Here is a 26,670-nt window from a genome sequence, read left to right as displayed (position 1 = left end):
ATGAGCGATGCCTTGGTTTCTATGGGTGAAAAGATCAGGAACATTCGTGCGCAGCTGACTTCGCAGGGCGCACCTTTTGAAGTGCAGCAGGTCACGCTGTCCGATGGGCGCAGCGTGGCAGCCTATCGCAACGCCTTTCAGAATCTGGCACAGGTAATTGACGCCGGTCGGGTTCATGGTGCGGCCGAGTTCATGGTCTATGGCGAGGATCGATGGACATTTGACAGGTTCTTTGCAGCAGCCGATGCACTGGCCAGTCGTTTGCAGAAGCAGTGCGGTATCAAGCCCGGCGACCGGGTGGCGATTGCCATGCGCAATCGTCCCGAATGGGCCGTGGCTTTTGCTGCCATTGCCTTGCTTGGCGCAGTGCCGGTGCCTTTGAACAGCTTTGGCCTGAGCAGCGAGCTGATGGCCAATCTGGAGGACACCCGGCCGGTGATGCTGATCTGTGACGCGGACCGCCATGCTCGCATCAGCCAGGCCATTGCGCAGACGGCTATCAAGGTGGTGGTGGTGGATGGCGAGGGGGGCGATATCAGCTGGTCGGAGTTGACCGCAGGCGGTCATGATGGCTTTGTGTCGCCGCAGCTGAGTGCCGATGAGCCTGCGCTGATTCTGTTCACTTCGGGCGCCACCAGCCGAGCCAAAGGCGTGGAATCCACCCACCGCGCCGTTTGCCAGGGCATCTTCAATATTGACTTCATCGGTGCAGTGGCAGCCATGACTTCGCCGGATGCCATCGCCGCCATCATGGCGCGACAGCTGCAGCCCACGATCTTGTCGGCAGTTCCTCTGTTTCATGTCAGCGGCCTGCATGCCCAGCTGCTGGTCAGCCTGCGCCATGGTCGCCGCCTGATCTTCGTGCACCGCTGGGAGCCAGAGAAGGCTGCCGAGCTGATTCGCAAGGAAAAGGTCACGCAGTTCAATGGTGCGCCCAGCATGGTGCAGCAGCTCATTGGACTGCCCGGCTTCGAGCAGCCTGAAAGCTCTGGCAATCTCTCCGGTGTGGGCTTTGGCGGAGCGGGCCTGCACCCGCGCCTGATCGATGAGGTGTTGGCCAAGTTCAAGGGGCGCATGTCAGGCATTGGATTTGGACTGACCGAATCCAATGGCGTCTGCGCAGGCAGCTCGGGGCGCATGTTCGAGGCGCATCCGCGCAGCTCGGGGGTGCTGTCGCCCATCATCGAGGTACGAATCGCAGACCTGGATGGCACAGCCTTGCCTATCGGTGAGCCCGGTGAGATCTGGCTGCGTGGCGTGACCCTGATGGAGCGCTATTGCGGTGATGCAGAGGCCACAGCCAAAGCCATGCAGGGCGGCTGGTTCCACACCGGAGACATAGGAGTTCTGGACGATGAAGGCTTTTTGACCATCGTCGATCGCATCAAGGACGTGATCAACCGCAGCGGTGAAAAGATTGCTGCGGCGGAGGTCGAGGCCTGTCTGCTGCAGCATGAGGCACTGGAGGAGGCTGCTGTGTTCTCCATGCCGCATGAGGTAACGGGCGAGCAGGTCGTTGCCGTGGTGGTCGGGAAGACCGGGAGTCAGGTGACTCCCGAGCTGCTTCGCGAGTTCGTGGCACAGCGCCTGGCGGGCTACAAGGTTCCCAGTCGGATCGTTGTTCGTGCCGAGCCTTTGCCTCGCAATCCCGCAGGCAAGATGCTCAAGGCATCGATTCGCAAGGAGTGCGCTCACCTGCTGACCTGATTCACGGAATTGGGTGGTCCTGGGACTTTCCCGATCACGCTCCGAAAGCCTGCTGCTGCTTCGTGCACCAGCAGGCTTTTTTCATTCGGGGCGGCGCTTCAGGTGACCCATGTGGACTAGGTCGCTAGGGTCTGTCAGTAGTCAACTCAGACGATGGTTGAAGAGACCTGCTGGCGCAGTATGCAACTGCCTGCAAACGGCAAAACCAATGGGGTGATGCGAGGCAATGTACCTCGTTTGTAGCACCCGCCAAAAATAAGTTCTAGAACCTAGGAGACAGAGATGAAGTTTGTGACAGCCAAGACTCCACTCGCAGCGGCAGTGGGTTTGATGGTGGCGACGTCGGTATGGGCGAAGGTGCCGGCGAACGAGGCAGAACAGCTGGGCAAGGAATTGACATGCGTGGGTGCCATCAAGGCCGGCAACAAGGAAGGCACGATTCCAGAGTTCACAGGCAAATGGGTCGGAGCCCCTGCTGGCGTGGCTCATGTGCAATCCAGCGGCAAGCACCCCGTGGATATCTATGCCGATGAAAAACCACTGTTCGTGATCACTGCAGAGAACATGGAGAAGTATGGCGACAAGCTCAGTGCTGGTCAGAAAGCCATGTTCCAGAAGTATTCCAAGACCATGCAGATGCCGGTCTACAAGGGACATCGCGATTTCCGCTACACCGATGAGGTCTGCGCAGTGTTGAAGAAGAATGCACTGGAGTCCGAGGTCGTCGATAACGGCATGGGAATCAAGGGCAGCTTTGGTGCGATCAACTTCCCGATTCCCAAGACCGGGCAGGAAGTGATCTGGAACAACCTGCTGCCCACGCGTGCCTACACCGAGGCCATCACGCGTGACATGGCGAATGTGCTGTCAGACGGCAGCATGAGCTTTGGCCGTATGCAGAACCTGAACCTGGACATGGTCAACAAGCCTGAAATGCTTGGCAAGCCGGTCGAGGGCGTGATGGCCTATACCCGCACCAGAACGCTGGCTCCCGAGCGTGAAAAGGGCGGTGTGACCCACTCGGTGGAGCCCGTCAATTTCGGCAAGGACAAGCGTCTGGCCTGGAGCTATGACCCCGGTACACGCCGCGTGCGCCAGGTGCCCGAGTATGGCTTTGACCAGCCCATGGCTGGCACCGGCGGCAAGATGACCATCGACTCGGATCGTCTCTTCAATGGCTCGCCAGAGCGCTACAACTGGAAGCTGCTGGGCAAGAAGGAGATGTATATCCCCGCCAACAACTACAAGATCCATCAGCCCACGGTGAAGTATGCCGACCTGCTCAAGCCCGGTCATGCCAACCCCGACTTCATGCGCTACGAGTTGCGCAGAGTCTGGGCGGTGGAAGGCACGCTGAAGGACGGTTTCCGGCATGTCTATGGCAAGCGTGTGCTGTTCGTGGACGAGGACACCGGCCAGGCCGTGGCCGCGGACATGTACGACGCGCGTGGCCAGTTGTGGCAGCACGCCTTCATCAACTACTACTACTCCTTTGACATCAAGGCCTGGCATGCAGGCACGTCCTTCTATCACGACCTGAATTCCGGCGGCTACATGGGCTACAACCTTTTTCAGGAGCGTCCCCAGGGCCCCATCCTGAACAAGGGTGATCTCGTGCCCGCCATGTTCACACCAGAAGCCGCACGCAACGCGGGCAACTAAGTTTTATCAACGAGCGACTCATTATGAAAAACAATATGAAGAAACTCACGCCCATCGCAGTGGCGGCGCTGCTGTCCTTGGGTATGGGAGCAGTTCAGGCGGGGGAGACTGTCGAGCTGGGAGATGGCCTCAAGTTCGACTGGCGTCTGAACGTGAGCTATGGCCTGGGTGTTCGTCTGGATAACCCGTCTCCGGTGCTGAACACAGACGGCAACAACAATTTCAAGAAAGGTGCTCTGACGGCGAACCGACTGGGTGCCGTCTGGGAAAGCAAGCTGTCAAAAGGTGACAGCGGCTTTGTGCTGAATGCCAGCACCTTTTATGACGATGTATATCACCAGCGCAACGACAACAAGGGACCGATCAGCACGGCAGGTCCCGTCAATGAGTTCAACTCTGCTGCCAAACGCTATGGTGGCGGCTATTCGCGCCTTCTGGATACCTACGCCTACACCAGCTTCAACATGGGCGAGGCCCGCGCCACGGTACGCCTGGGCAAGCAGGTGGTGAACTGGGGCGAGTCCATGTACTTTGCCAATATCGCTGCGGCCCAGGGACCCAGCGATGCAGCAAAGGCAGCTTCGCCTGGCGCTGAGGTCAAGGAAATCCTTCTGCCGGAAGATCAGATCTCGGCTTCGCTGGAAGTCAGTCCCAAACTCTCGCTGCTGGGCCACTACCAGTTCGGCTTCCATGAAACGCTGCTGCCGGCTCCCGGCATGTACACCAGCACCAGCAATGCCCTGGGTCCCGGCGCCTCCTGTCTTGGCGTCTACAACGGTGCGACCTGTCGCGGCCTGCGACGCGGTACCGACATCCGGCCCAGCAGCTCGGGTCAGTGGGGTATCGGCGGTCGCTACCGCGTCACCGACGAGACGGAAGTCGGTCTGTACTACCTGAACTACAACGACCGCACTCCATCGCTGGTCGTGAACATGAATGGTGCGATACCTACCGGCTATCAGGTTCGCTATTTCGACGACATCAAGATGCTGGGAACGACGGTCAGCACGACCTTCGGTAAGTTCTCTGCATTTGGTGAAGCGAGCTATCGAAAAGGTACGCCGGTGCTCAACGGCAATGGTGTGGCGGTGCGTGGCGATGTGGTGCAGGGCAACGTCGGCGGTATCTTCAATATCGGCCGCACCGGTATCGCGGACGACATGTCCCTGGCTGCCGAAATTTCCGGCTCTCGCGTGATCAGTGTGGCCGATGGCAGCTCTACCGATAACCTGAGCTTCAAGACCCGTAATTCCCTGGTGGCCGGTGCGACCCTGACGCTGGGCTACCCCGGCATCTTCGAAGGCTGGGATCTGAGCATCCCCATCAGCTACCAGTCGCAACTGCGCGGCCGTTCTCTGGTCGGCACCTTCGGCGGCGGCCAGAGCGACAGCCGGTTGAGCATTGGCGCGACTTTTGTTCGCAAGAGCAATTTCTCGATCAACGTGGCCTACATCAACTACCTGGGCAATCCTTCTGCCGATTCCCTGCGTGCACGCCCGCTGGCCGACCGCGACCAGCTGTCTGTTACCGCCAAGTACTCGTTCTGAACCACATCAACGAGCCAACACCACAAAAGCCCGGCTCTCCGGGCTTTTGTGTTTGAAAGAGGTCTGAGTACATGCAAATAACGACCGGAAAATGGATCACCCCTTTGAGGGCCATGGCGCTGGGATTGATGAGCAGTGCCGCATCGGGGCAGTATCTGCTGGACGCCTTGCCTCCTTTGCCCAAGGTGGCTCCCTTGATGGCCCCCACGGAGCTGCATGGTGATACACAGGGCGATATCCGCTTCAAGTCCAGCAGTCCGTACGACCTCGATGTGCTGCTCAGTCAGCCTGCCAAGGCAGAGGCAACCATGGGTATGGGAAAGCTGTTCCTGCCCAAGGGGGCCAGCGAAAAGAAGCAGGTGCCGGCCATGGTTGTCCTGCCAGGTGGCGCGGGGGCCATCCCCGGGCGCGAGAGCGAAACGGCCCAGATGCTGGCCGACAACGGCATAGCTGCGCTGTTGGTCGATAACTTCAAGCCGCGTGGCATCAGCGAAGACATGCCTTATGCGCTCAAGATCATGGGTACCTCCGAGTTCGATGCCGTGGCCGATGCCTATGCCGCCCTCAAGGCCTTGAACAAGCACCCCGCCATCGATGGCTGGCGTATCGGGGTGATGGGGTTTTCCAAAGGCGGAATTGCGGCACGCATGAGCCTGGATGCGCGCATTCGCGACAAGCTGGCGCCTTTCATTCAGCCCTTTGCCTTGCATGTGGACTTTTACGGGCCTTGCTATGCGCTGCTGCAGTCACGCAAAACCACGGGTTCGCCTCTGCTCAGCTTCAGAGCGGGGGAGGATGCATCGAATGATCTGGTGGCCTGTGCGCAGCAGGAAAAAATCCTGCGTGAGGCGGGCTCCGAAGTCAGTACCGTGGTTTATGCCAGAGCAGGCCATGATTGGGAAAGCGACAAGCCACGAGAGATGACGAATCGCCCCTACCTGTCCGGCTGCACGATAGAGTTCAATGACAAGGACTTCCCCGTCCTCAACGGCCAGCCGCTGATTCCCGCCGGGGCCCAGTCCGATCGCCAGACCCGCTACAGAATTCGGGTGCAGAGCGGCAAAGCGCTGAGGGACTGCGTCAAGGTGGGCTATATCGCCGGACGTGATGAAACCGCACGCAGTCTGGCCGGCAAGCAGTTGCTGCAGTTTCTTAAGGTGAAGTTCGAGCAGTAGACAGGACTCGGCGGAAAAGCAGAAGGCCAGCAAATGCTGGCCTTTTTCACGTGTCAAATTTGCCCAAAGTTCGTTTCTTGATGGAGCGTAGGCTTTTGTCAATTGAATCGTCCGGAAACAGAAAAGCCGCGCAGCGTGGCCGCGCGGCTTGATTGATGGAGTGTGGCTGCTCAGGTGCCGGGCTGCAGCACGGAGCGCTCACCGACCTCAAGCAACATGGTCATGCTGCGCTTCTGGATGCGCCAGCCTTCGGGCAGCCTTACCCATTCGTCTTCATAGAAACCGATGGCGTCGTAGCGCAGATGACTGCGCTCGCCCAGTCCCTGATGCGCGGCTCGCACCTGAATCCTGCTGCGCGGGCGCTGCGGGTCGGCTGCATCGACTTCCAGATTGCCCAGCAGATGCTGGGTGGGGCCGCAGCCGTCAAGGTGGGTGCTGATCATGCGGCGGACCTTGGCAACCCCTTCGCAGATGTAGCTGCCACCGTAGACCGTGGTGCAGTCAGGTGTGAACACCTGCTGCAGCAAGTCCCAGTTGCGGGTGTCGCAGGCCGTGGCGTAGCGGGTCAGGGTCTGGGCCAGAGCATGTTCAAGAAGAACCTGCTCCAGCGTGCTTGCGGCGGTCTGCATCACACTTTGCCGTTCACGGATGACTGGGGCTCGGGTTTGAGCATGCCGCCCGCGTGGCTGATGCCGCCTGCGCTGCCTGTCGCATGGGCGTGTCTGGGCTGCCGGTGCAGGCGCTTGACGCGTGCCCTGGCTTCCGCCGCGCCCACATTCAGCCAATAGGCCATGGCAGGCAGCAGGAAGATCGCGCCCAGCATGTTCACCAGGAACATGAAGGCCAGCAAGATGCCCATGTCGGCCTGGAACTTCAGTGCCGAGAACGCCCAGGTGCCCACGCCTATGGACATGGTCAGCGCCGTGAAGATGGCGGCGTTGCCGCGCTGGCGCATGGCTTCATAGAAAGCCTCGCGCAGCGTGATGTCTCGCTCGCGCAGCTCATGCTGCATGCTCTCGAACAGATAGATGCCGTAGTCCACGCCCACACCCACGCCCAGCGCCACCACGGGCAGTGTGGGGACCTTGAGACCTATGCCCAGCATGGCCATCAAGGCATTGCAGAGTATGGAGACGATGGCCAGGGGCACGACGATGCACAGCACGGCGCGCCAGCTGCGGAAGGTCAGCCAGCACAGCAGCGTGATGGCGCCGAAGATGGAGCCCAGCATCTGCACTTCGGCATGTTCCACGGCCTCGTTGGTCGCGACCGCCACGCCGGCGTTGCCGCCAGCCAGCAGGAACTTGACGTTGGGCGTCTTGTCTGCGGCGATGAAATCACGCACTTCATTGACGACATGGGTCAGCGTGGCGCCTTCGTGGTCCTTGAGGAAGACCTGCAGATTGATGACCTTGCAGCCCTCTGTGTTCAGGCCCAGATCGGGAGATAGTGCCTTGGCGCCCGAACGCAACGCGGCTTCGGTGCGCTGCAGAGCTGCCCAACGGGGGTTGCCCTCGTTGTTGCTGGAGGCCGCGATCTTGGCCAGACCGGAGACGGTGGAGACAGATTGCACGCCGTCAACCCGGCGCATGCGCGACTCAAAGCGCTCCACGGCGTTCATCACCTGCCAGTTAAGGCAGCCTTCGTCGAGCTTGGAGGTTTCGACGAAGACGGACAGCACGTCCATGCCTATGGAATAGCTGCCGATGATGGTGTCGTTATCACGGTTGTAGCGCGACTCGGCGCGCAACTCGGGAGCGCCCGTGCCCACATCACCTGTCAGCAGATTGCGCGATTCGTAGGTGCCGGCGGCCAGCAGCAGCAGCGATACCACCAGAGTCAGCATGGCGGGCTTGCCTTCGGCCAGTGCCGACAGCTTCCACCAGATGGGGTTACGGCCATTGGCTGAGGAGGAGGGGGCTTGCATGGCCTTTTTTTTCCAGGCGCAGATTGGCCAGCACCGCGGGCAGGAACACCTTGTTGGTGATGATCATCAGCAGCACGCCCATGCAGGCGGTCACGCCCAACTCGTGCACGATGGGGATGTCGATCAGCATGATGACCATGAAGCCCAGAGCATTGGTCAGCAGCGCCAGAGCTCCGGGAATGGCCAGCTTGCGAATCGCGTTCTCGGCAGCCAGCCTGGAGCTTAGGCCGGCGCGCACATCATGCTTCCAGGCTCCCGTCATCTGCACCGCATGGGATACACCGATGGAGAAGATCAGAAAGGGAACCAGGATCGACATGGGGTCGATGCCGTAGCCGATCAGCGGCAAAATGCCCAGCAGCCAGATCACGGGCAGCAGTGCCACGGCCAAGCCGACCACCGTGATGTTGGTTGACTTGGTGTAGAGGCGCAGCATGATGGCCGTGATGACAAAGGCGATGGCAAAAAAGGTCATCACCGTGGTCAGGCCGTCCATCACATCGCCCAGCACCTTGGAAAAACCAATGATGTGGATGGAGATGTCCTTGCCTTCGAACTTGCTGCGGATCTCTTCCAGGCGCTGCGCAACCTTGTGATAGTCGAGTTTTTCTCCGGTCTTTGGGTCGACCTCGAGCAGGTCGGCGCGCACCATGGCGGACTTCAGATCGTTGCTGACCAGCGAGCCGATCTGACCGGACTTGGCCACGTTGGAGCGTACCTGGGCCAGGCCTTGTTCGTTGGCCTCGAAGCGCGAAGGAATCAGCACCTCGCCCACGTAGCCGTCTTCGGTGATCTCGATGTATTTCACGTTCGGTGTGAACAGCGAATACACTTGGCCGCGGTTGACGCCGGGCGTGAAGAAGACCTCGTCCGTCACGCCACGCAGGGCTTCGAGAAATTCCTTGTTATAGATATCGCCTTGCCGGCCCTTCCATTCCACGCTCACCAGAATGCGGTTGGCTCCGGAGAAGGTGGCTGAATGCTTGAGAAATGCCGTCATGTACTCATGACGCATGGGGATCAACTTGTTGAAGCCCGGATCCAGGTGCGTGCGCATGGCCGAGACAGCCAGCAGTGCCGTGGCAATCAGCGTCAGCACGACTATGGACTTGCTCCACGAGATCAGCCAGCGTGCCGTGGATGCAATAAACCGGTCCAGCCGGCTGGTGGGTTCGCTCAGAGTCATTGAGTCGCTCCTGGGGCAGCCTGAGCGTTTGCCTTGGCTTGTTGTGGTGGGGGAAAGGGTTGCAGGCCTGCGTCGCTGGACATCCATCCGCTGTCGGGGCCGGTAAGCACAATGTCGGTCAGGGTGGCGCGGCCCTTGGCGCGTTGCAGGCTGAAGCTCTTGCCGCCGTCCTTGCTCAGGCCGAGCATGCTGCCCTGTCCTACCAGGATGATGGTTCCGTCCTTTTCCTGGGCATGGCCAAAGAAGGAGACCGGAGCCTGAATCGTCGACTTGACCCATTGCGCGCCCGGCGCGGCCTGCACAAAGGCGTTGCCGCGCATGCCATAGATCAGCCAGCCGCCGTCGCGTGTAGCCATGGCGTTGTAGAAAGATCCGTTGTAGAACCCGGGCTCGATCTGCCAGCTTGCGCCGGAGTCCTCGGACTTGATGACCAGGCCGCGCTCGCCCACTATCAGCCAGTGCTTGCCATCTTCGGAGCTGGCAATGCGGTTCATGTGCTTGTCCTCCACCTCTGAGGGCAGGGGCAACTGCTCCCAGGTCTGACCGTTATCCCTGGAGGTGATGGCACGGCCGAAGGCGCCGACACTGATCCAGTCGCCCGAAGGAAGGCGCGCGATCGACATCAGAGGCTCTCCGTTTTCCTCGGAGAAAGCGACCTCCTCCCAGGTGCTGCCTCCGTCCTTGGTACGCAGAATCCAGCCTTCGTGCCCCACGGCAAAGCCGGTCTTTCTGTCGGGCGCAAACGCCATGCTGACGATGAGCGCCTGACGCTGCTCCTTGATCTGTGCCTGCTGCCAGTGAGCACCCTTGTCGTCCGAGTACAGGATTTCACCGAGTGCGCCGGCTGTCAGCAGACGATCGCCCGCCTGCGTGATGGTGTTGAAGTGACTGCGCTCGATGCCAATGGTGGTAGGGGCCAGGGGGGGGCGGTGTGCGGGGTGCAAAGGCGAGCGCTGAGGCAAAGGCCACCAATGCTGCTGCGCCTATACCGACGGCTGTTTTCACGTTGTCTCCTTATTGATTCGTACACGCTGTGCATGTATTGCAAACACGGGTGCAGGTTCTTGATTTGGAGCTTCTGCAACATCGTCCGAATGGACGTTTGCCTGGAGAATTAGGGGTATGTACGGGGCCGGCTTTTTAGTCTCTACAGACGATGGATTCGGTCTGCTTCATTTACACAATGAATGCACACTTTCTTGGTAAGGGAGACATATGGGTTTGCAAGGAAAAGCGGCGCTGGTTGGCGTCGCGCAGTACAAGCCGGAGAAGTACGCAACGGCGCCGCGCATGTTCCATCTGGAACAGGTGGCCGACCTGACGCTGCAGGCTCTGGAGGACGCCGGCATGGAGCTGTCCGAGGTGGACGGTCTGATCACCAGCGCTCCGCACTTTCATGAAGCCAGCTGTTTTGTGCCCGCCATGGCCGGCGAATACCTGGGTGTGCGCCTGAACTTTGCCGAAGTCGTGGACCTGGGGGGAGCCAGTTCCGTGGCCATGGTCTGGCGCGCGGCGGCGGCGATCGAGCTGGGGCTGTGCAACACCGTGGTCTGCGTGCTGCCGTCGCGCATGGCACCGATCTCCGAACATGACGACCACATCAAGGAAGTCATGAAGGCCAGCCGCTTCGGCGGCCACAGCACTCGCTTTGGAGCGCCCGAGGCCGAGATGGACCTGCCCTATGGCCATATGGCGCAGAACACCGGCTATGCCATGATTGCCCAGCGCTATGGCGCGGTCCATGGCTACGACGCGGCCGCTCTGGCACGCATCAGCGTGGACCAGCGCTTCAATGCCTGCCACAACCCCGACGCCATGTTCTACGGTCAGCCCATCACGGTGGATGACGTGCTGAATTCGCGCATGGTGGCCGACCCTTTGCATGTGCTGGAAATCGTGCTGCCGGCTGCGGGCGGCGGCGCCATGATCGTCACGCGCGCCGATCGCGCCAAAACCACCAGACACCGCCCCGTCAGCATCGTCGGCTGCGGCGAGCATGTGAGCAGCAAGTCGCCCACCTATATGGCCGACATGCTGCAGACCCCCATCGGCCCGGCTTCTGCCAAGGCTTTCGAAATGGCGGGCATGCGTCCCTCAGACATGCATATGGCGCAGATCTATGACTGCTACACGATCACCGTGATGCTGACGCTGGAAGACGCGGGTTTTTGCGAGAAGGGCAAAGGCATGGACTTTCTGCGCAACAACGACTTCACCTTCAAGGGCAACTTCCCCATGAATACCCATGGTGGCCAGCTGAGCTTCGGTCAGTCCGGCACGGCGGGCGGCATGTCCCAGGTGATTGAAGCGGTGCACCAGATTCAGGGGCGTGCCGGCGACAGGCAGCTGGGTCGCAACGATCTGGCCTATGTGTCCGGCACCGGTGGCGTGATGAGCGAGCAGGGCGCCTTGATCCTGCGGGGAGCATAAGAACATGGCTTGGAACAAACCTCTGCCCCATCCCACGGAAATTTCTGCGCCGTACTGGGAAGGTCTCAAGGCCCACGAAGTGCGCATTCAGCAATGTGATCGTGGACATTCGCTGTTTTTTCCGCGGACCCATTGCCCCACTTGCGGATCGCGCTCCTTGAAGTGGAGCAAAGTGTCGGGCGAAGGCACGCTTTACAGCTTCACCATCGCGCGCATTCCCACCATGCCCGAATTCACGGACGAGATGCCCCAGGCCCTGGCCGTGGTCGAACTCCGTGAAGGCGTGCGCATCAACACCACCATGGTCGGCGTGGATCCCGAGGCGCTGAAGGTGGGCATGGAGGTGCGTCCCGTGTTTGACGAGCGCCCCGGCGAGGTCACCCTGCTGCGTTTTACCGCCCACGCGGGCAGCCACCCGACCGTCATCAAGGCCGACGCCGAGGCCGCAGTTGCGGTTGCCGTGGTGGAGGAGGCTGCCGCAGCCAAGCGCAGGATTTCCGTCAAGGACATCGAGGCCATGAAGTCGCTGGTGTCCGAGGAGTACAGCCCCTGGTCCAACGAGTTCACTGTAAGCCAGGAAGTCATCAACGAGTTTGCCAGGCTCTCCGGCGACGACTACTGGATTCACACCGACCCCGTGCAGGCGCGCGAGAAAAGCCCGTTCGGCACCACCATCGCCCACGGCGCTCTGGTGCAGGTGCTGGCCAGTCAGCTCAGGATTCCGCTGGACTACGAGGTGGTGGACTTCAACAACATGGTCAACTATGGTTCGGACCGCCTGCGCTTCCCGACCCCCGTGCCCTCCGGCTGCAAGATCCGTGCGCGGGCTCGCATCAAGGCTGTGGAGCAGGTCAAGAGCGGCATGCAGGCCACGATGGAGCTCAACATCCATGTGGTCGGCCAGGATCGTCCTGCAGTTATCAACGACCTGGTGATTCTCTACATGTAATCGCCGTTGCCCGCCCGGTGAAGGCGGGTGTTTCAGTTTCTTCAAGGGTTGGGGCTTTGCGCAAGCAAAGCCCTTTTTTTGCGACCGTTCACAGATGGGATCCTGGCTCTGTTGGAATGCGAGAAATATCAGTCAAATTGGCTTTATACCTATGTCTGAAAATCGCTGGCAGCTATCAAATTATTGAAACTCTGCCTGGCAGGAGTCAAAGCCATGCGGCGGCGCCATCGGGTCGGCGATCTGGGGTTGCCACCTAAGTAAATACCTGCTCATCAAAATGGACGATGTTGCGTTTTCCGTGCAGGCCATACTGCAAACCAGAAAGGCCATAGAGCCTGTAAAGGAGACAAGCATGAAAACCTCTTTTCGCTGGATGAATGCGCTTCGCGCAGTGTCGCTGGTGGCTGCCGCACTGGCGCTGTACCTGCCTGCCATGAATCTGCCGCAGGGTACCGCTGTGGCAGGGCAGGCGGAGTCTGAGGTCAAGCTGCCCGCTGGCATCGTGCTGGCCAGTGCCCAGACCTCCTGGAACGCAGTTTTTGCATCGGGCTATTGAACCCTGGGCTGAAAGCTCTGCCGGTCGGGCCCTCTCGTTTTCCCTTGATCGGTCCTGAAATCGGCGGCCTGATGGCAGCGAGTTGCCGTTGCATCGGCATCGCCTCCAGTCCGCCTCGGAGGGGCGGATACGGCCTTGTTAAGCCATGGACTCTTGCCGCTTTCAAAGCATCTACATGACTTTGATCTCCAGATAATTTCTGTACTGTAAAGTACATGTAAATGAGACTGATTCTCGATTATGATGCGCACGCTTTTGCACAGCACACAGGTTGTAGCCAATTGATGCCGTAGTCCCTGCTGCGGACGATACCCGCCAAGCCGAATTAAAACTCCGTATAACGAGGCATTCATGGCATTGAGGTATTCGCCGCTGGCAGCGGCATTGGGGCTGGCTTTTTCCGGTGCAGCGTGGGCGCAGCAAGCTTCAGAGGTGGTGCTGGACGAAGTACAGGTCCGCAGCGATCGCCAGCCCGATTCAGGCTACAACCCACCCACGGCAACGAGCGCCACCAAGATCGAGGCACCGTTGCGTGATATTCCTCAGACCGTGAATGTGGTGCCGCAGAGCCTGCTGCGCGATCAGGTCGCGCAATCCATGCAGGATGCTCTCAGGGCCGTGCCCGGCGTGGGATTTTCTCATGGTGACGGTCAGCGCGATCAGGTCACCATTCGCGGCTTCTCGGCGATTGCCGACCAGTTCGTGGACGGCCTGCGCGATGACGCGCTGTATTTTCGCGATCTGTCCAATATCGAGCAGATCGAAGTGCTCAAGGGCCCGGCATCGGTGCTGTACGGGCGCGGCTCGTCGGGCGGCCTGATCAATCGCATCACCAAGAAGCCCGGCGTCAATCTCAGCGAAGTGGGCTTGACTCTGGGACGCTGGAACCAGCGCCGTGGCGAGTTCGACCTGGCGCGTGCGCCGCAGGACAGTGTGGTCTCCTATCGTCTGACCGGCGCCATAGAGCGCGCCGACAGCTACCGAGACCAGCAGTTTCTCGATCGCAAGGCGCTTGCGGCATCGGTGCTGATCAAGTCCAGCTCGGATACCAGCGTGCTGTTGCAGGCCGACTATCTGAAGGACAGCCGCCTGACGGACTTCGGTATCCCCGCGTACCAGGGCCGACCCGTCAATGTGTCGCCCGGCACCTACTACGGTGCGGCCAATGCCAGGGATGTGGATGTCAGCCGTGCCGAAGTGGCATCGCTGGGTGCGACACTGAATCACCGTATCAGCGACAGCCTGTCCTTGCGCAATGCCTTGCGTTTCTACGATTACTCGCTGGATAGAAACAACACGCTCGTTGGATCGGTCAACGAAAAGGCCCTGACCGCATCGTTGACCCGGGGCAATGTCCAGCGCGACGAGAACGGCTTTTTCAACCAGACCGAGCTGACCCAGAAGCTTGAGCTTGCAGGGATGAAGCACCAATTGCTGTACGGCTTTGAATTCGGCCGACAGAGCAAGGATCTGCTGTCATACAGCCGAGCCAATGTGGCAACGGTCTCGCTCTTCAATCCGGTGCTGCCGACTTTGCCGCTGCGCATCGACGGCAAGCCTGCGGCGGACAATCACAGCGTCTTCAAGGTGGCCAGCGCCTACCTGCAGGATCTGGTCACCATCAGTCCTCAGTGGAAGGCGTTGGCCGGTGTGCGCTACGACCGCTTCCAGCAGGAAACGCATGAGCGCCAGCCCGGAAAGCCGGATCTGAGCCGTACGGACACGGCCTGGAGTCCGCGCGTCGGGCTGGTCTATCAGCCCTCGTCGGCGTGGTCCTACTACGCGTCGTGGAGCAAGTCCTTCCAGCCCTCGGGCGAAACCTTTGCGCTGGCGGCCAACAATGCACAGCTGGCTCCGGAGAAAACAACCAGCCAGGAAGTCGGCGTCAAATGGGATCTGCCTGATGGCAAAGCCTCGGTCACGGCCTCGCTGTTCAAGCTCGAGCGCACCAATATCAAGAGCGTCGATCCCACAAGCAACACCGTGGTGCCTCTGGGTGTGCAGCGCACCAACGGGCTGGAGCTGACTTTTGCCGGAGAGATTGCTCCGAGCTGGCAGGTCTGGGCCGGCTACGCTTTCCTCGATGGCGAGATGACCACATCGCCTGCCGTCGATGCCGGCCAGCCGGTCCAGGGCAAGCGCCCCACGCTGACGCCCAGGCAAAGTGCCAACTTATGGGTGACCAAGGCACTGGGCCACGGCTTCGGTCTGGGCGGGGGGCTGAACTATGTCGGTGCCCGGTTCGCCAATCCTGGCAATACCGTGACCTTGCCGGGCTATACCACGGTGGATGCCATGGCCTACTACCGCGTGGGCCCCTGGGATGTGCAGCTCAAGCTCAACAATCTGCTGAATCGTCGCTACATCGTGGCCGGTCATGGCAGTGTGCCCAACCTCAATCTGCCGGGCGCACCGCGCTCGGCCCAGGTGGTGGCGCGCTATCGCTTCTAGAAAAGGTGTGCCATGGGGGTTCGGGCAGGCGGACCTTGACTCCAGCCGCTGCCAGTGGCGACGGCCTGGATGGATAGAGGCCTGATGCTCACAAAAAAGGGTTCAGCAGCCGCCCCAAGCAGCCGCTGAACCCGAACAAAGTGGCAATAAGAACCTGAAGTGATACGTATCAGGCCGCCACAGCCTGCTTCTGGCGCTTGCGCACCATGGTCAGGGCCGTGTCTTCGATCATGTCTTCCTGGCCACCCACCATGCCGCGGCGGCCCAGCTCCAGCAGCAGCTCGCGCGCGGGGATGCCGTACTTGGCTTCGGCACGCTTGGCAAACAGCAGGAAACTGCCGTACACGCCGGCATAGCCCAGGGTCAGCGCGTCGCGGTCGATGCGGATGGGGAAGTCCATCAAGGGCACGACCAGGTCTTCGGCCACGTCCTGGATCTTGAACACGTCCACGCCGGTTTCAATCCCCATGCGCGCGCACACGGCTACCAGCACTTCCATAGGCGTGTTGCCCGCACCGGCGCCCAGGCCGGCAGCCGCAGCGTCGATGCGGTTGGCACCGACTTCCACTGCAGCCAGAGAGTTGGCGATGCCCATGGCCAGGTTGTGGTGGCCATGGAAACCCAGTTCGGTCTCGGGCTTCAGAGCCTGACGCACGGCGGACAGACGCTCTTTCACGTCGTCCGGCAGCATATAGCCGGCCGAGTCCGTGATGTAGATACAGTTGGCGCCGTAGCTTTCCATCAGCTTGGCCTGCTTGACCAGGCCTTCGGCACTGTTCATATGCGCCATCATCAAAAAGCCCACGGTATCCATGCCCATCTTGCGGGCCATGGCGATGTGCTGCTCGGAGACATCGGCCTCGGTGCAATGCGTGGCCACGCGGATGGTGGAGACGCCCAGCTCGTGGGCCATCTTCAGGTGATCGACAGTGCCGATGCCGGGCAGCAAGAGAGCCGAGACCTTGGCCTGCTTCATCAGCGGAATGACGGTGGACAGGTACTCCTCGTCCGTATGTGCAGGAAAGCCGTAGTTGACCGAGCTGCCGCCCAGGCCGTCGCCATGGGTCACTTCAATCAGGGGCACACCAGCGGCGTCCAGTCCCGTGGCCACGGACTTCATCTGTTCCAGGGTCATCTGGTGGCGTTTGGGGTGCATGCCGTCACGCAGCGTCATGTCGTGAACGGTGATCTTCTTACCTTTGAGGGACATGTTTTTCTCCTGGATCAGACAGCAACAGCGGCTTCGGCCAACTCGAAACGGCCGGCGAGGATTTCTTCGGCAAACATCTCGGCCGTGCGCGCCGCAGCGGCGGTCATGATGTCCAGATTGCCCGCGTACTTGGGCAGGTAGTCGCCCAGGCCTTCGACTTCCATATAGATGGAGACGCGGTTGCCGTCGATCACGGGACCGTTGACCAGCTTGTAGCCGGGCACGTATTTCTGCACTTCCTTGATCATGGCGTGCACCGAGGCTTCGATCTCGGCAGGCTTGGGCGTATCCACCGTCAGGCAGTGGATGGTGTCGCGCATGATCAGCGGCGGCTCGGCGGGGTTGATGACGATGATGGCCTTGCCCTTTTGCGCGCCGCCAATCTTTTCCACGGCACCCGATGTGGTGCGCGTGAACTCGTCAATGTTCTTGCGCGTGCCGGGGCCGACCGAGCGGCTCGATACCGTGGCCACGATTTCGCCATAGCTCACGGCCTGCACGCGCGAAACCGCCGCCACCATGGGGATGGTGGCCTGGCCGCCGCAGGTGACCATGTTCACGTTCATGGCCTTTTCTGCAACCTTCTCGGCCAGATTCACGCTGGGAACGCAATAGGGACCGATGGCAGCGGGCGTCAGGTCGATCATCAGCACGCCCAGCTCGTTGAGCTTGCGGCTGTTTTCGGCGTGGACATAGGCGCTGGTAGCGTCAAAGGCGATCTGGATGCCGTCTTCCTTGACGAAGGGCAGCAGGCCGTCCACACCGTCGGCAGTGGTCTTGATGCCCATCTCGCGGGCACGCTTGAGACCATCGGACTCAGGGTCGATGCCGACCATCCACACAGGCTCCAGTATGGGGGAACGCTGCAGTTTCATGAGCAGATCGGTACCGATATTGCCGGGGCCGATCAGTGCGCACTTGATCTTTTTTTGCGTCATGGTTTCTTACTCGGTGAATTGAATGGAACAAGTACCCATGCCTTCGATGACCATGTCGAAACGGTCGCCGGCGGCGGCGGGCACCAGGGGGGCGAGAGAGCCAGAGAGAATCACTTCACCGGCTTTGAAAGGAATGCCAAAAGCGCCCAATGTGTTGGCCAGCCAGGCTACGGCTTCAGCAGGGTGGCCCTGCACGGCACTGCCCAGGCCAGAGCCTGCTGGCTGGCCGTTCCGTCGCATCTCCATGGCGGCAGCGGCCAGATCCAGCGAAGCCGGATCTGTATGCTGCTTGCCGATCACGAAGACGCCGCAGGAAGCGTTGTCGGCCACGGTGTCCTGGATCTTGATCTTCCAGTCCTTGATGCGCGAATCGACGATCTCGAAGCAGGGGGCGACCCACTCGGTGGCGGCCAGCACGTCTTCCTTGGTCACCCCCGGGCCTTGCAGATCCTTCTTGAGCATGAAGGCGATCTCGCCCTCGGCGCGGGGCTGGATCAGGCCGGATGCCTTGAGCGAGACGGCTGCGCCGTCTTCAAACTGCATGCTGTCTGTGAGAAAGCCGAAGTCGGGCTGGTGCACATTCAGCATGTCCTGCACGGGCTTGGAGGTCACGCCTATCTTCTTGCCGATCACACGTTCGCCCGATGCTTCGCGCAGGCGCAGCATGTGCAGGGAGATGTGATAGGCGTCTTCCACCGTCATTTCGGGGTGGCTGTCGGTCAGCGGTGCCAGTGTCCTGGCGGTGCGCAGCGCGTCATACAGGCGCCGACCCTGGGTTTCGGTGAATGACAGATCAAGTTCGGTGGTGCTCATGGATTCAACCGTTTTTCATGAAGTCTATGCAGGTGCGGTTGAACATCTCGCGATGCTCGACCTGCACCCAGTGGCCGCACTGGTTGACCAGCACCACGCGACAGTTCTTGATGCCCTTGGCCAGCTTGTCGGCACCGCCCACGGGGTTGAAGGCGTCCTGCATGCCCCAGAACCCCAGCACATTGCACCTGAGTTCAGGCAGCTGCTCGGTCATATTGGGGATGTACAGGCGCTGGCGCGAGGCCTCGGTCTGGGTCAACGCAATCGGGGCGCGTTCATTGATGATTTCGTCCGTCAGCAGCGACTGGTCCACCACCTGCATGCTCATGACGGCGCGCATGGCTTCGGGGCCGGTCTTGCCCGACTTGTAGACATTGAACATATTGGCAATGCCGGGCATGGCCATATAGGCTTCAAACTCTTCCACGCCACCGGGTGCCATGAGGATCAGGCTCTTGACGTCCTCGGGGTACTTGAGCGCATAGCCCAGCGCCACCGCACCGCCCAGCGAGTTGCCCAGCAGGGTGATGTTTTTCAGGCCCAACTGCTCCACCAGTCCCTTGACGCCGGCGATGAAGAAATCCATGTCGTACTGCCTGGGCTCCTCGGTCTTGGACGAGAGGCCGTAACCGAGCAGGTCGGGAACGATGGAGCGAAAGCCGGCCGCAGCAAACTCGGGGTAGTTGCCCTTGAAGTTGCTGTAGCCGCTGGCACCGGTGCCAGCACCGTGCAGGAAGATTACCGGGTCACCCGATCCCTGTTCGTGGTAGTGAACGCGCTGAGGATGACCGGCCACATTGCCGATGTCCACATACTTGCCTTCTGGGATGGAAAATTGGCTCATCTCTGTTCTTTATGCTTGGAGTGGATAGGCGAAGGCTGTCTCCTGCCTTCGGGTGAGGAATCTTGGATGACGAGGCTTATCAAGCCCTGGCTTGCCAAAGCTTGGGCAGGCCGGGATCGGTGGCGGCAATCGCCTTTTTGAGCAGATTGCGCAGCGTGGCTGCTTCCATCTCGCCAAGGCTTGCTATCAAATCGGTTTCCACGGCTTTGGCTGCGGCCAGCACACGCAAGATGGCTTCGTTGCCCAGGGGCGTGAGCTGCAGCGACTCGGCGCGCTCGCGGCTTTCTTCCACCCAGCCCTTGCTGATCAGCGACTGCAGGGCCACGGCTCCGATGTCGGTGCCGGTGTAGGCCATGTGAGACGCAATTTCGGCAGGCGACTGAGGCTGTTGGATGCTCAGCAGCGAGAGCACGTAAAAATCGGCATCGGTCATGCCGTAAGCCGCCATGGGCTTGCGCAAGCCGCTCAGGAATTGAAAGTGCGCGCGGCCCATCAAATATCCGATCAGGTTTTCCGAGTAGGCGGTATTGGTGTCTGCGGCCGGTTCGCTGGCCACGGCGTTGGCCTTGCGTGAAGCCAGGGCGTAACCGCCGGTCACGTAGAGCAGGGGAGGGTGTGGGTTGGCGTCGTAGTCGGTCACCTCGCCCACAAAGATGATGTGGTCGCCGCCGTCGTACTGAAATGCCGTCTTGCACCTGAAGCGCGCGCTGCAGTCCTGCAGCAGCGGGGCATGGGCCGCCTCGGAGTCCAGCGACAGGCCGGAGAACTTGTCTTCGCCAGCACGGGCAAAGCGGTTCGACAGGGCCTCTTGCTCGTTGGAGAGGATGTGCACATTCCAGGTGTCGGCGTTCTGGAACACAGGCAGGCTGCGGGCGTTCTTGGCCAGGCTCCACAAAACCATGGGGGGCTCCAGCGAAACCGAGTTGAAGCTGTTGGCCGTGATTCCTACAGGCTCGCCATTCTCTGCACGGGTGGTGACGATGGTGACCCCGGTGCCAAACATGCCCAGGGCGCGGCGAAAGTCTTTGGGGTCGAAGGTTGCTGCAGTGCTTTGCATGGGGTGAATGTCTCCTTGGTGCAAGAGTGCTGCGAACAGGGCTTTTATGAATCCTTCACATGGACTAGCAGCGCAAAACAGGGCTTGGTGTTTGTCCTAGGCTCCGTGTTTTTGCTGTGCGGGATCAGGCTTTGGAGAGGTCCGCAAACGCCTGCTTCATCGTTAGTCTGATCGGACGATGAACGGAAAATTGCATGGTGAGAGCATTTCTGTCATAGGCGAAAAGGCCTTGCCCACCACACCACAAGCCGTCCGGTGGAGCGGCAACTGGAGACCTGAATGAACACAATGACAGATAACTACCTCACCCCTGATGCGCTGGCCGTGATCGAGCGTGCCAAGGCCCTGGCGCCCAAGCTGGCGGCGCGCGCGCAGCAGGCGGATCGCGAAGGAAAGATCAGCGACGAAACCGTTCAGGAGATGGCTGAGGCGGGTCTGTTCCGTGTGCTGCAGCCCAAGCGCTGGGGTGGCTATGAAATGGATCCCCGTGTGTTCTACAGCGTGCAGATGGAGCTGGCCAAGGGCTGCATGTCCACGGCCTGGATTTACGGGGTGGTCGGCGTTCACCCCTGGCAGCTGGCGCTCTTCCCCGACCAGGCCCAGCAGGATGTGTGGGGCAAGGATAACGGCGTGCGCATCGCCTCGACCTATATGCCTACTGGCAAGGCCGAGCCCGTGGAAGGCGGATTCAGGTTCAACGGTCGCTGGAGCTTTTCCACCGGCTCCAAGCATTGCGACTGGCTGTTTCTCGGCGGTCTGCTGCCCAAGCGTGATGGCACGTCTGGCCTGGAGCATGTGACTTTTCTGGTGCCCAAGGCGGACTACCGCATTGAGGACAACTGGGATGTGCTGGGCCTGCGCGGCACAGGCAGTCATGACATCGTGGTGGAAAACGCGTTTGTCCCGGCACATCGCATCCAGTACACCAACGACCACAGCGATGTGGGCTGCCCCGGCCGCACCGAAAACACCAGCTGGCTGTTCCGCATCCCCTTTACCCATGTGTTCCAGCGTGCGGTGTCCACCGCCTGCCTGGGCGCGCTGGAAAGCGCCATCGCGTCGTTCACCGAGCGCGCGACGGCGCACATTGGAAAGCATGGCAACAGGATGGCCGAGGACGTGAACGCCCAGACGGCCGTGACCGAAGCCACGATTGCGCTGGACCAGCTCAAGATGGTGCTGTTCCGCAATTACGCACGCATTGTGGATGCGGCCAAGACTGGTATTCAGCTGACGCTGGAAGAGCGTCTGCTGCAGCGTGCTCAGGCGTCATACGTTCCCAAGCTGACGGGCTTTCATGCCAATGAGCTGATGCGTGCCTGCGCAGCCAGCGGTACTTTCAAGAACAATCCCATCGAGCGCATCTTCCGCGACATCCATCAGGGACGTACCCACATTGCGAACAACACGGATGCCTATGTGCGCGCCTATGGCTCGCATGTGCTGGGCATTCCCAACCAGGAACCCTTTGTCTGATTGAATTCAGGCCAGGCTGCGGCAGCGCTCTCACAACGGAGGCTGCCGCCAGCGTGTATTTGCGACAGTCCATCCATAGAACAAAAGATTGACGGAGACAAGGTATGGCAGAACAAGAATATGACCTGATCGTCGTGGGGTCGGGGGCAGGTGCCATGTTGGGCGCCATTCGCGCGCAGGAGCAGGGCCTCAAGACTCTGGTGGTGGAGAAGACAGAGCTGTTTGGCGGCACTTCGGCCCTGTCGGGGGGGGGGCATCTGGATCCCGCTCAATTACGATCAGAAGACCGCTGGCATCAAGGACGATCTGGAAACCGCATTTGGCTATATGAAGCGCTGTGTGCGCGGCATGGCGACGGACGACCGCGTGCTGGCCTATGTGGAAACCGCCAGCAAGATGGCCGAGTACCTGCGCCAGATCGGCATCCCTTATCGCGCCATGGCCAAGTATGCGGATTACTACCCCCATATCGAAGGCTCCAGGCCCGGCGGCCGCACCATGGATCCGGTTGACTTCAATGCCGCCAGACTAGGTCTGGCGGCGCTGGAAACCATGCGCCCCGGCCCTCCCGGCAACCAGTTGTTCGGCCGCATGAGCATCAGTGCCTTCGAGGCGCATTCCATGCTCTCGCGCGAGCTCAAGTCGCGCTTCACCATCCTGGGCATCATGCTCAAGTATTTTCTGGACTACCCCTGGCGCAACAAGACCAGGCGCGATCGTCGCATGACGGGCGGCCAGGCGCTGGTGGCAGGCCTGCTGACTGCTGCCAACAAGGTCGGTGTCGAGATGTGGCGCAACTCTCCGCTCAGGGAGCTGGTGCAGGATGCATCGGGCCGTGTGACGGGTGTCATCGTTGAAAGGAATGGTCAGCGCCAGCAGATCAACGCCAGACGTGGCGTGTTGTTGGGTGCTGGTGGCTTTGAGCGCAATCAGGAGATGCGCGACCAGTATCTGAACAAGCCCACCAAGGCAGAGTGGACGGCCACTCCAGTGGGAGGCAATACCGGCGATGCTCACCGGGCCGGTCAGGCCGTGGGCGCGCAGCTGGCGCTGATGGACTGGTCCTGGGGCGTGCCCACCATGGATGTTCCCAAGGAGCCGGCCTTTCGCGGCATTTTCGTGGAGCGCTCGCTGCCGGGGTGCATGGTGGTCAACAGCAGGGGGCAGCGCTTTCTCAACGAGTCCGGCCCTTATCCGGAGTTTCAGCAGGCCATGCTGGCCGAACATGCCAAGGGCAATGGCGGCGTGCCTGCATGGCTTGTGTTCGACGCCAGCTTCCGCGCGCAAAACCCCATGGGGCCGCTGATGCCTGGCTCGGCCGTGCCGGACAGCAAGGTGCGCAAGAGCTGGCTGAACAATGTCTACTGGAAGGGCGAGACGCTGGAGGATCTGGCGCGCCAGATCGGCGTGGACGCCGCTGGCCTGCAGGACAGTGCGCGCCGCATGACCGAATACGCCAGAGCTGGCAAGGATCTGGACTTTGACCGGGGCGGCAATGTGTTTGACCGCTACTACGGCGATCCGCGTCTCAAGAATCCCAACCTCGGCCCCATCGAGAAAGGTCCGTTCTACGCCATGCGCCTGTGGCCCGGCGAGATCGGCACCAAGGGGGGGGCTGCTTACCGATAGAGAGGGGCGTGTGCTCGACACGCAAGGCAGGATCATCGAGGGGCTGTACTGCGTGGGCAACAACTCCGCCTCCGTCATGGGGCCGGCCTACGCCGGCGCTGGCTCCACCCTGGGGCCAGCCATGACTTTTGCCTTTCGCGCCGTGGCCGACATGCTAGGCAAACCCTTGCCGCTTGAGAACCCGCATCTGCTGGGCAAGACGGTTTGATCAGGAGGCGCGGAAATGTCCAATTTCAAAAAGCATGTCAGCACCATCAATCCTGTGGGTGCAGTCTTGGATGTGCGGTCGGCCGATGAGGTTCAGTGGTCCGATGCCAGCGATGTGGTGGTGGTCGGCTGGGGAGGCGCAGGTGCCAGTGCAGCGATTGAGGCGCGCGAGCAGGGGGCCGAAGTTCTGGTGATAGACCGCTTCAGCGGCGGCGGTGCCAGTGTGCTGTCGGGTGGTGTGGTCTATGCCGGTGGCGGTACCAGGTACCAGAAGGAGGCGGGCTTCGAGGACTCACCCGAAGCCATGACTGCCTACCTCAAGCATGAGGTCAATGGTGTGGTCAGTGACGAGACACTGGCTCGCTTCAGCCGCGACAGCGTGGCCAACCTGAATTGGCTGGAAAAGCAGGGCGCTACCTTTGCGTCGACCATGCCTGCGTACAAGACCTCCTATCCGACCGATGGCCTGTATCTGTACTACTCGGGCAACGAGGTGGTGCCCGCCTACGGCAACCCGCAACTGGTCAAGAAGCCTGCTCCGCGCGGTCATCGCGTGGTGGCCAAGGGGCAGTCGGGAGCGACGTTCTTTGCCGCGCTGCAAAAATCCACATTGGCGCACGGAGCCCGCACATTGACGCAGGCCCGTGTCCAGCGCCTGGTGCGCGAAAAGGACAGTGGCCGTGTATTGGGCGTGGAGGTGATGGTGTTGCCCGAAGGCGATCCACGTACCGAACGCCACAAGAAGCTCGATGAGCTGGTGGCCAAGTGGCGTTTGTATCAGGCACCACGTGCCCAGGCGGGTCGTCGTGAAGCTGCGCAGATCGAAAGCGAGATCGGCGAGAAGCGCTACATCCGTGCTCGCAAAGGTGTGGTGCTGTCCACTGGCGGCTATATCTTCAATTCGGAGTTGCTGGAACGGCATGCGCCGGCTTACAAGCCCGGCTGGCTGACCGGTGCTGCGGGCTGCGATGGCTCTGGTCTGCGCCTCGGGCAATCCGTGGGAGGGATCGCTCAGGATCTGAACAATATCTCGGCCTGGCGCTTCATCACCCCACCCTCGGTCTGGCCCAAGGGTCTGGTGGTCAACACCAAAGGCGAGCGCTTCTGCAATGAACAGGTCTACGGTGCCAAGCTTGGCTACGAGATGATGGAAAAGCAGGGGGGACAGGCTTGGCTCATCATTGATAGCAAGCTGCGCAGGCAGGCTGCGTGGCAGTGCCTGTTTGGCGGTTTGTGGGCCTTCCAGTCCATGCCCGCGCTGGCGCTGATGTACAAGGTCGCGATCAAGGGCAAATCTGTCGCCGATCTGGCCAAAAAGCTTCGCATGGATGCAACAGTGCTGCAGCTCCAGTTCGATCGCGCCAATGCCGCTGCACGCGGTGAGATCGAAGACCCGTTGGGCAAGTCCCAGGACATGCGCCATGAGTTCAAGGGCGGCTCGCTGTTTGCCATCGATATCTCCATCAGCCAGAAGATGTTCCCGCTGGCCGTCCTGAGCCTGGGGGGCCTCAAGGTCAACGAGGACAACGGTGCAGTGATTGACGGTGCCGGCTATGACATTCCCGGGCTGTATGCCGCGGGGCGCACCGCCATTGGTGTGGCTTCCTCGCGTTATGTGAGCGGCTTGTCCCTGGCCGACTGCGTGTTCTCGGGCCGTCGAGCGGGCAAGGCGGCTGCACTGGAAGGGGGCGAGCCCCCTGCTGCCCAGGCAGCGTGTCCGCAGGCAAGCGCTGTGGAGAGCGTCAGTTCCTGACCCCGTGGATTGGGGACGATCTTGTGCCGGGGCGCCAGTGCAAGGTTGCACAAAAGAGTGAGTGAGTAAGGGGTAAGAAGAAATGAGCAGTGAAGCCACAACAACCGCATCGCGGTATCACCCGCTGCGCGTGCGCGCGGTGATTGACGAGACGCACGATACCAAGTCAATTGTGTTCGAGGTGCCAGAGGCTCTGGCTGAGCAATTCAGCTATCGTCCCGGCCAGTTTCTGACTCTGCGACTGCCTATCGAGGGCCGCTATGTGCCTCGCTGCTACTCCATGTCCAGTGCCCCGATGCTCGACGATGCCTTGCGGGTGACTGTCAAGCGCGTCGACAAGGGACGAGGCTCCAACTGGGTTTGCGACAGGGTTCAGGTGGGTGACTCCATCGAGCTGATGCCTCCCTCGGGCCTGTTCTCGCCCCGGAATCTGTCTCAGAACTTTTTGCTGCTGGCCGGTGGCAGCGGAATCACACCGGTGTTCTCCATCTTGCGCACCGTACTCAAGCAGCATCAGGGCAATGTGGTGCTGTTCTATGCCAACCGCGATGAGCGCTCGGTGATCTTCAAGAAGGACCTGCAGCAGCTGGCGGCCGAGTATCCGGATCGCCTGCAGGTCATTCACTGGCTGGACTCCGTGCAAGGCGCGCCTTCGCAGAAGCAGCTCGCAGCCTGGGCCACGCCCTGGGTGGCCGATGCAGGTCAGGCCTTTATCTGCGGGCCGGGCCCCTTCATGGATGCCGCGCAGGCCGCGATGATCGAGGCCGGCATGCCTGCCGAGCAGGTACATGTGGAGCGCTTTGTCTCTCTGCCTGACGAGGAGACTCTGCATCTGATGCAGGAGGCAACTGCTCCCGTGGAGGCTGCTGTCGACCAGGCACTGGTGCAGCTGCGTCTGGACGGCGAGGAATACGAATTCAACTGCAGTGGCACGGAGACCATTCTGGAGGCCGGACTGCGCGCCGGCATCAATGTGCCCTACTCCTGCCAGGCCGGCATGTGCGCATCCTGCATGTGCCAGGTGCAGGACGGCAGCGTACATCTGCGACACAACGAAGTGCTGGATGCCAAGGATCTGTCCAAGAAGTGGACGCTGGCCTGTCAATCCGTGCCCACCAGCGAAAAGCTGCGCGTCAAATTTCCGGAGTAACTT

At 60.8% G+C, this 26,670-nt stretch carries 20 protein-coding genes and 2 pseudogenes; 14 read left to right on the top strand and 8 right to left on the bottom strand.

Going from position 1 to position 26,670, the window contains the following annotated elements:
• From V8Z78_RS15345 to V8Z78_RS15330, 4 genes are all read left to right on the top strand, one after another.
• The gene (locus V8Z78_RS15345; protein ID WP_046461366.1) at nucleotides 1-1,707 is read left to right on the top strand and encodes a class I adenylate-forming enzyme family protein; all 1,707 of its coding nucleotides are present in this window, start codon (nucleotides 1-3) and stop codon (nucleotides 1,705-1,707) included.
• 282 nt (nucleotides 1,708-1,989) lie between these two features.
• Nucleotides 1,990-3,369, top strand: a complete 1,380-nt coding sequence (locus tag V8Z78_RS15340) for a DUF1329 domain-containing protein (protein WP_004341210.1) — start codon at nucleotides 1,990-1,992, stop codon at nucleotides 3,367-3,369.
• A 35-nt stretch (nucleotides 3,370-3,404) separates the two neighbouring features.
• Complete coding sequence (locus V8Z78_RS15335; protein WP_004341209.1) at nucleotides 3,405-4,916, top strand: DUF1302 domain-containing protein; 1,512 nt, start codon at nucleotides 3,405-3,407, stop codon at nucleotides 4,914-4,916.
• 71 nt (nucleotides 4,917-4,987) lie between these two features.
• The gene (locus tag V8Z78_RS15330) at nucleotides 4,988-6,091 is read left to right on the top strand and encodes a dienelactone hydrolase family protein (protein WP_223305665.1); all 1,104 of its coding nucleotides are present in this window, start codon (nucleotides 4,988-4,990) and stop codon (nucleotides 6,089-6,091) included.
• A 170-nt stretch (nucleotides 6,092-6,261) separates the two neighbouring features.
• Here the strand turns inward: V8Z78_RS15330 and V8Z78_RS15325 are convergent, their stop codons facing one another.
• From V8Z78_RS15325 to V8Z78_RS15315, 3 genes and pseudogenes are all read right to left on the bottom strand, one after another.
• Complete coding sequence (locus V8Z78_RS15325; protein WP_046461368.1) at nucleotides 6,262-6,720, bottom strand: nuclear transport factor 2 family protein; 459 nt, start codon at nucleotides 6,718-6,720, stop codon at nucleotides 6,262-6,264.
• A pseudogene (locus V8Z78_RS15320) lies at nucleotides 6,720-9,204 on the bottom strand (efflux RND transporter permease subunit). Before V8Z78_RS15320 ends, V8Z78_RS15325 begins: the two are co-directional and overlap by 1 nt.
• Nucleotides 9,201-10,148 (bottom strand): WD40/YVTN/BNR-like repeat-containing protein, encoded by a 948-nt coding sequence (locus V8Z78_RS15315; RefSeq protein ID WP_349731634.1) that lies wholly within the window; start codon nucleotides 10,146-10,148, stop codon nucleotides 9,201-9,203. The pseudogene V8Z78_RS15320 and the gene V8Z78_RS15315 overlap by 4 nt, the downstream one beginning before the upstream one ends.
• A 271-nt stretch (nucleotides 10,149-10,419) precedes the next feature.
• On the opposite strand from V8Z78_RS15315, the gene V8Z78_RS15310 reads away from it, so the two are divergent.
• The 4 genes from V8Z78_RS15310 to V8Z78_RS15295 all read left to right on the top strand — a co-directional run bounded on the left by V8Z78_RS15310 (nucleotide 10,420) and on the right by V8Z78_RS15295 (nucleotide 15,590).
• Complete coding sequence (locus tag V8Z78_RS15310; protein WP_004341195.1) at nucleotides 10,420-11,634, top strand: thiolase family protein; 1,215 nt, start codon at nucleotides 10,420-10,422, stop codon at nucleotides 11,632-11,634.
• A 4-nt stretch (nucleotides 11,635-11,638) separates the two neighbouring features.
• Nucleotides 11,639-12,583, top strand: coding sequence for a bifunctional OB-fold nucleic acid binding domain-containing protein/MaoC family dehydratase (locus V8Z78_RS15305; protein ID WP_046461372.1), 945 nt, complete (start codon nucleotides 11,639-11,641; stop codon nucleotides 12,581-12,583).
• 352 nt (nucleotides 12,584-12,935) lie between these two features.
• Nucleotides 12,936-13,139 carry a hypothetical protein gene (locus tag V8Z78_RS15300; RefSeq protein WP_039049306.1) on the top strand — a complete coding sequence of 68 codons (204 nt, stop codon included), beginning with the start codon at nucleotides 12,936-12,938 and terminating at the stop codon, nucleotides 13,137-13,139.
• Between the two features lie 351 nt (nucleotides 13,140-13,490).
• Nucleotides 13,491-15,590: a TonB-dependent receptor gene (locus tag V8Z78_RS15295; protein ID WP_349731633.1), complete on the top strand. Its 2,100-nt coding sequence runs from the start codon at nucleotides 13,491-13,493 to the stop codon at nucleotides 15,588-15,590.
• A gap of 169 nt (nucleotides 15,591-15,759) precedes the next feature.
• Here the strand turns inward: V8Z78_RS15295 and tesG are convergent, their stop codons facing one another.
• The 5 genes from tesG to V8Z78_RS15270 form a co-directional block, all read right to left on the bottom strand.
• Entirely contained in the window at nucleotides 15,760-16,800 is a 1,041-nt protein-coding gene (tesG, locus tag V8Z78_RS15290) for a 4-hydroxy-2-oxovalerate aldolase TesG (RefSeq protein WP_349731632.1), read from the bottom strand.
• Between the two features lie 14 nt (nucleotides 16,801-16,814).
• Nucleotides 16,815-17,738: an acetaldehyde dehydrogenase TesF gene (tesF, locus tag V8Z78_RS15285; RefSeq protein ID WP_004341179.1), complete on the bottom strand. Its 924-nt coding sequence runs from the start codon at nucleotides 17,736-17,738 to the stop codon at nucleotides 16,815-16,817.
• Nucleotides 17,739-17,744: 6 nt separating this feature from the next.
• A complete protein-coding gene (gene tesE, locus V8Z78_RS15280) occupies nucleotides 17,745-18,551 on the bottom strand; it encodes a 2-hydroxyhexa-2,4-dienoate hydratase TesE (protein ID WP_003071347.1) in 807 nt (268 codons plus the stop codon).
• Nucleotides 18,552-18,555: 4 nt separating this feature from the next.
• A complete protein-coding gene (locus V8Z78_RS15275) occupies nucleotides 18,556-19,395 on the bottom strand; it encodes an alpha/beta fold hydrolase (RefSeq protein WP_012837539.1) in 840 nt (279 codons plus the stop codon).
• A 79-nt stretch (nucleotides 19,396-19,474) separates the two neighbouring features.
• Nucleotides 19,475-20,452: a flavin reductase gene (locus V8Z78_RS15270; RefSeq protein ID WP_349731631.1), complete on the bottom strand. Its 978-nt coding sequence runs from the start codon at nucleotides 20,450-20,452 to the stop codon at nucleotides 19,475-19,477.
• Nucleotides 20,453-20,740: 288 nt separating this feature from the next.
• Between V8Z78_RS15270 and V8Z78_RS15265 the strand changes: the two genes are divergently transcribed.
• The 6 genes and pseudogenes from V8Z78_RS15265 (at nucleotide 20,741) to V8Z78_RS15240 (ending at nucleotide 26,667) form a co-directional block, all read left to right on the top strand.
• The gene (locus V8Z78_RS15265; RefSeq protein ID WP_349731705.1) at nucleotides 20,741-21,928 is read left to right on the top strand and encodes an acyl-CoA dehydrogenase family protein; all 1,188 of its coding nucleotides are present in this window, start codon (nucleotides 20,741-20,743) and stop codon (nucleotides 21,926-21,928) included.
• Nucleotides 21,929-22,032: 104 nt separating this feature from the next.
• Nucleotides 22,033-22,149 (top strand): annotated as a pseudogene (locus V8Z78_RS15260) (FAD-binding protein); the annotation flags it as partial.
• A gap of 106 nt (nucleotides 22,150-22,255) precedes the next feature.
• Complete coding sequence (locus tag V8Z78_RS15255) at nucleotides 22,256-23,557, top strand: FAD-binding protein (RefSeq protein ID WP_502878851.1); 1,302 nt, start codon at nucleotides 22,256-22,258, stop codon at nucleotides 23,555-23,557.
• A 10-nt stretch (nucleotides 23,558-23,567) separates the two neighbouring features.
• On the top strand, nucleotides 23,568-23,765 hold the full coding sequence (locus V8Z78_RS15250; RefSeq protein WP_349731629.1) for an FAD-binding protein: 198 nt from the start codon (nucleotides 23,568-23,570) through the stop codon (nucleotides 23,763-23,765).
• 15 nt (nucleotides 23,766-23,780) lie between these two features.
• Nucleotides 23,781-25,517 (top strand): FAD-binding protein, encoded by a 1,737-nt coding sequence (locus tag V8Z78_RS15245; protein WP_003071332.1) that lies wholly within the window; start codon nucleotides 23,781-23,783, stop codon nucleotides 25,515-25,517.
• A gap of 82 nt (nucleotides 25,518-25,599) precedes the next feature.
• The gene (locus V8Z78_RS15240; RefSeq protein ID WP_046461376.1) at nucleotides 25,600-26,667 is read left to right on the top strand and encodes a ferredoxin--NADP reductase; all 1,068 of its coding nucleotides are present in this window, start codon (nucleotides 25,600-25,602) and stop codon (nucleotides 26,665-26,667) included.
• Nucleotides 26,668-26,670 lie beyond the last annotated feature (3 nt).

This window comes from Comamonas sp. wu1-DMT (genome assembly GCF_040187805.1).
Classification (GTDB): Bacteria; Pseudomonadota; Gammaproteobacteria; order Burkholderiales; family Burkholderiaceae_C; genus Comamonas; species Comamonas thiooxydans.
Note: the sequence above shows the minus strand (reverse complement) of the source record. Positions and strands in the feature narration are given on the sequence as shown.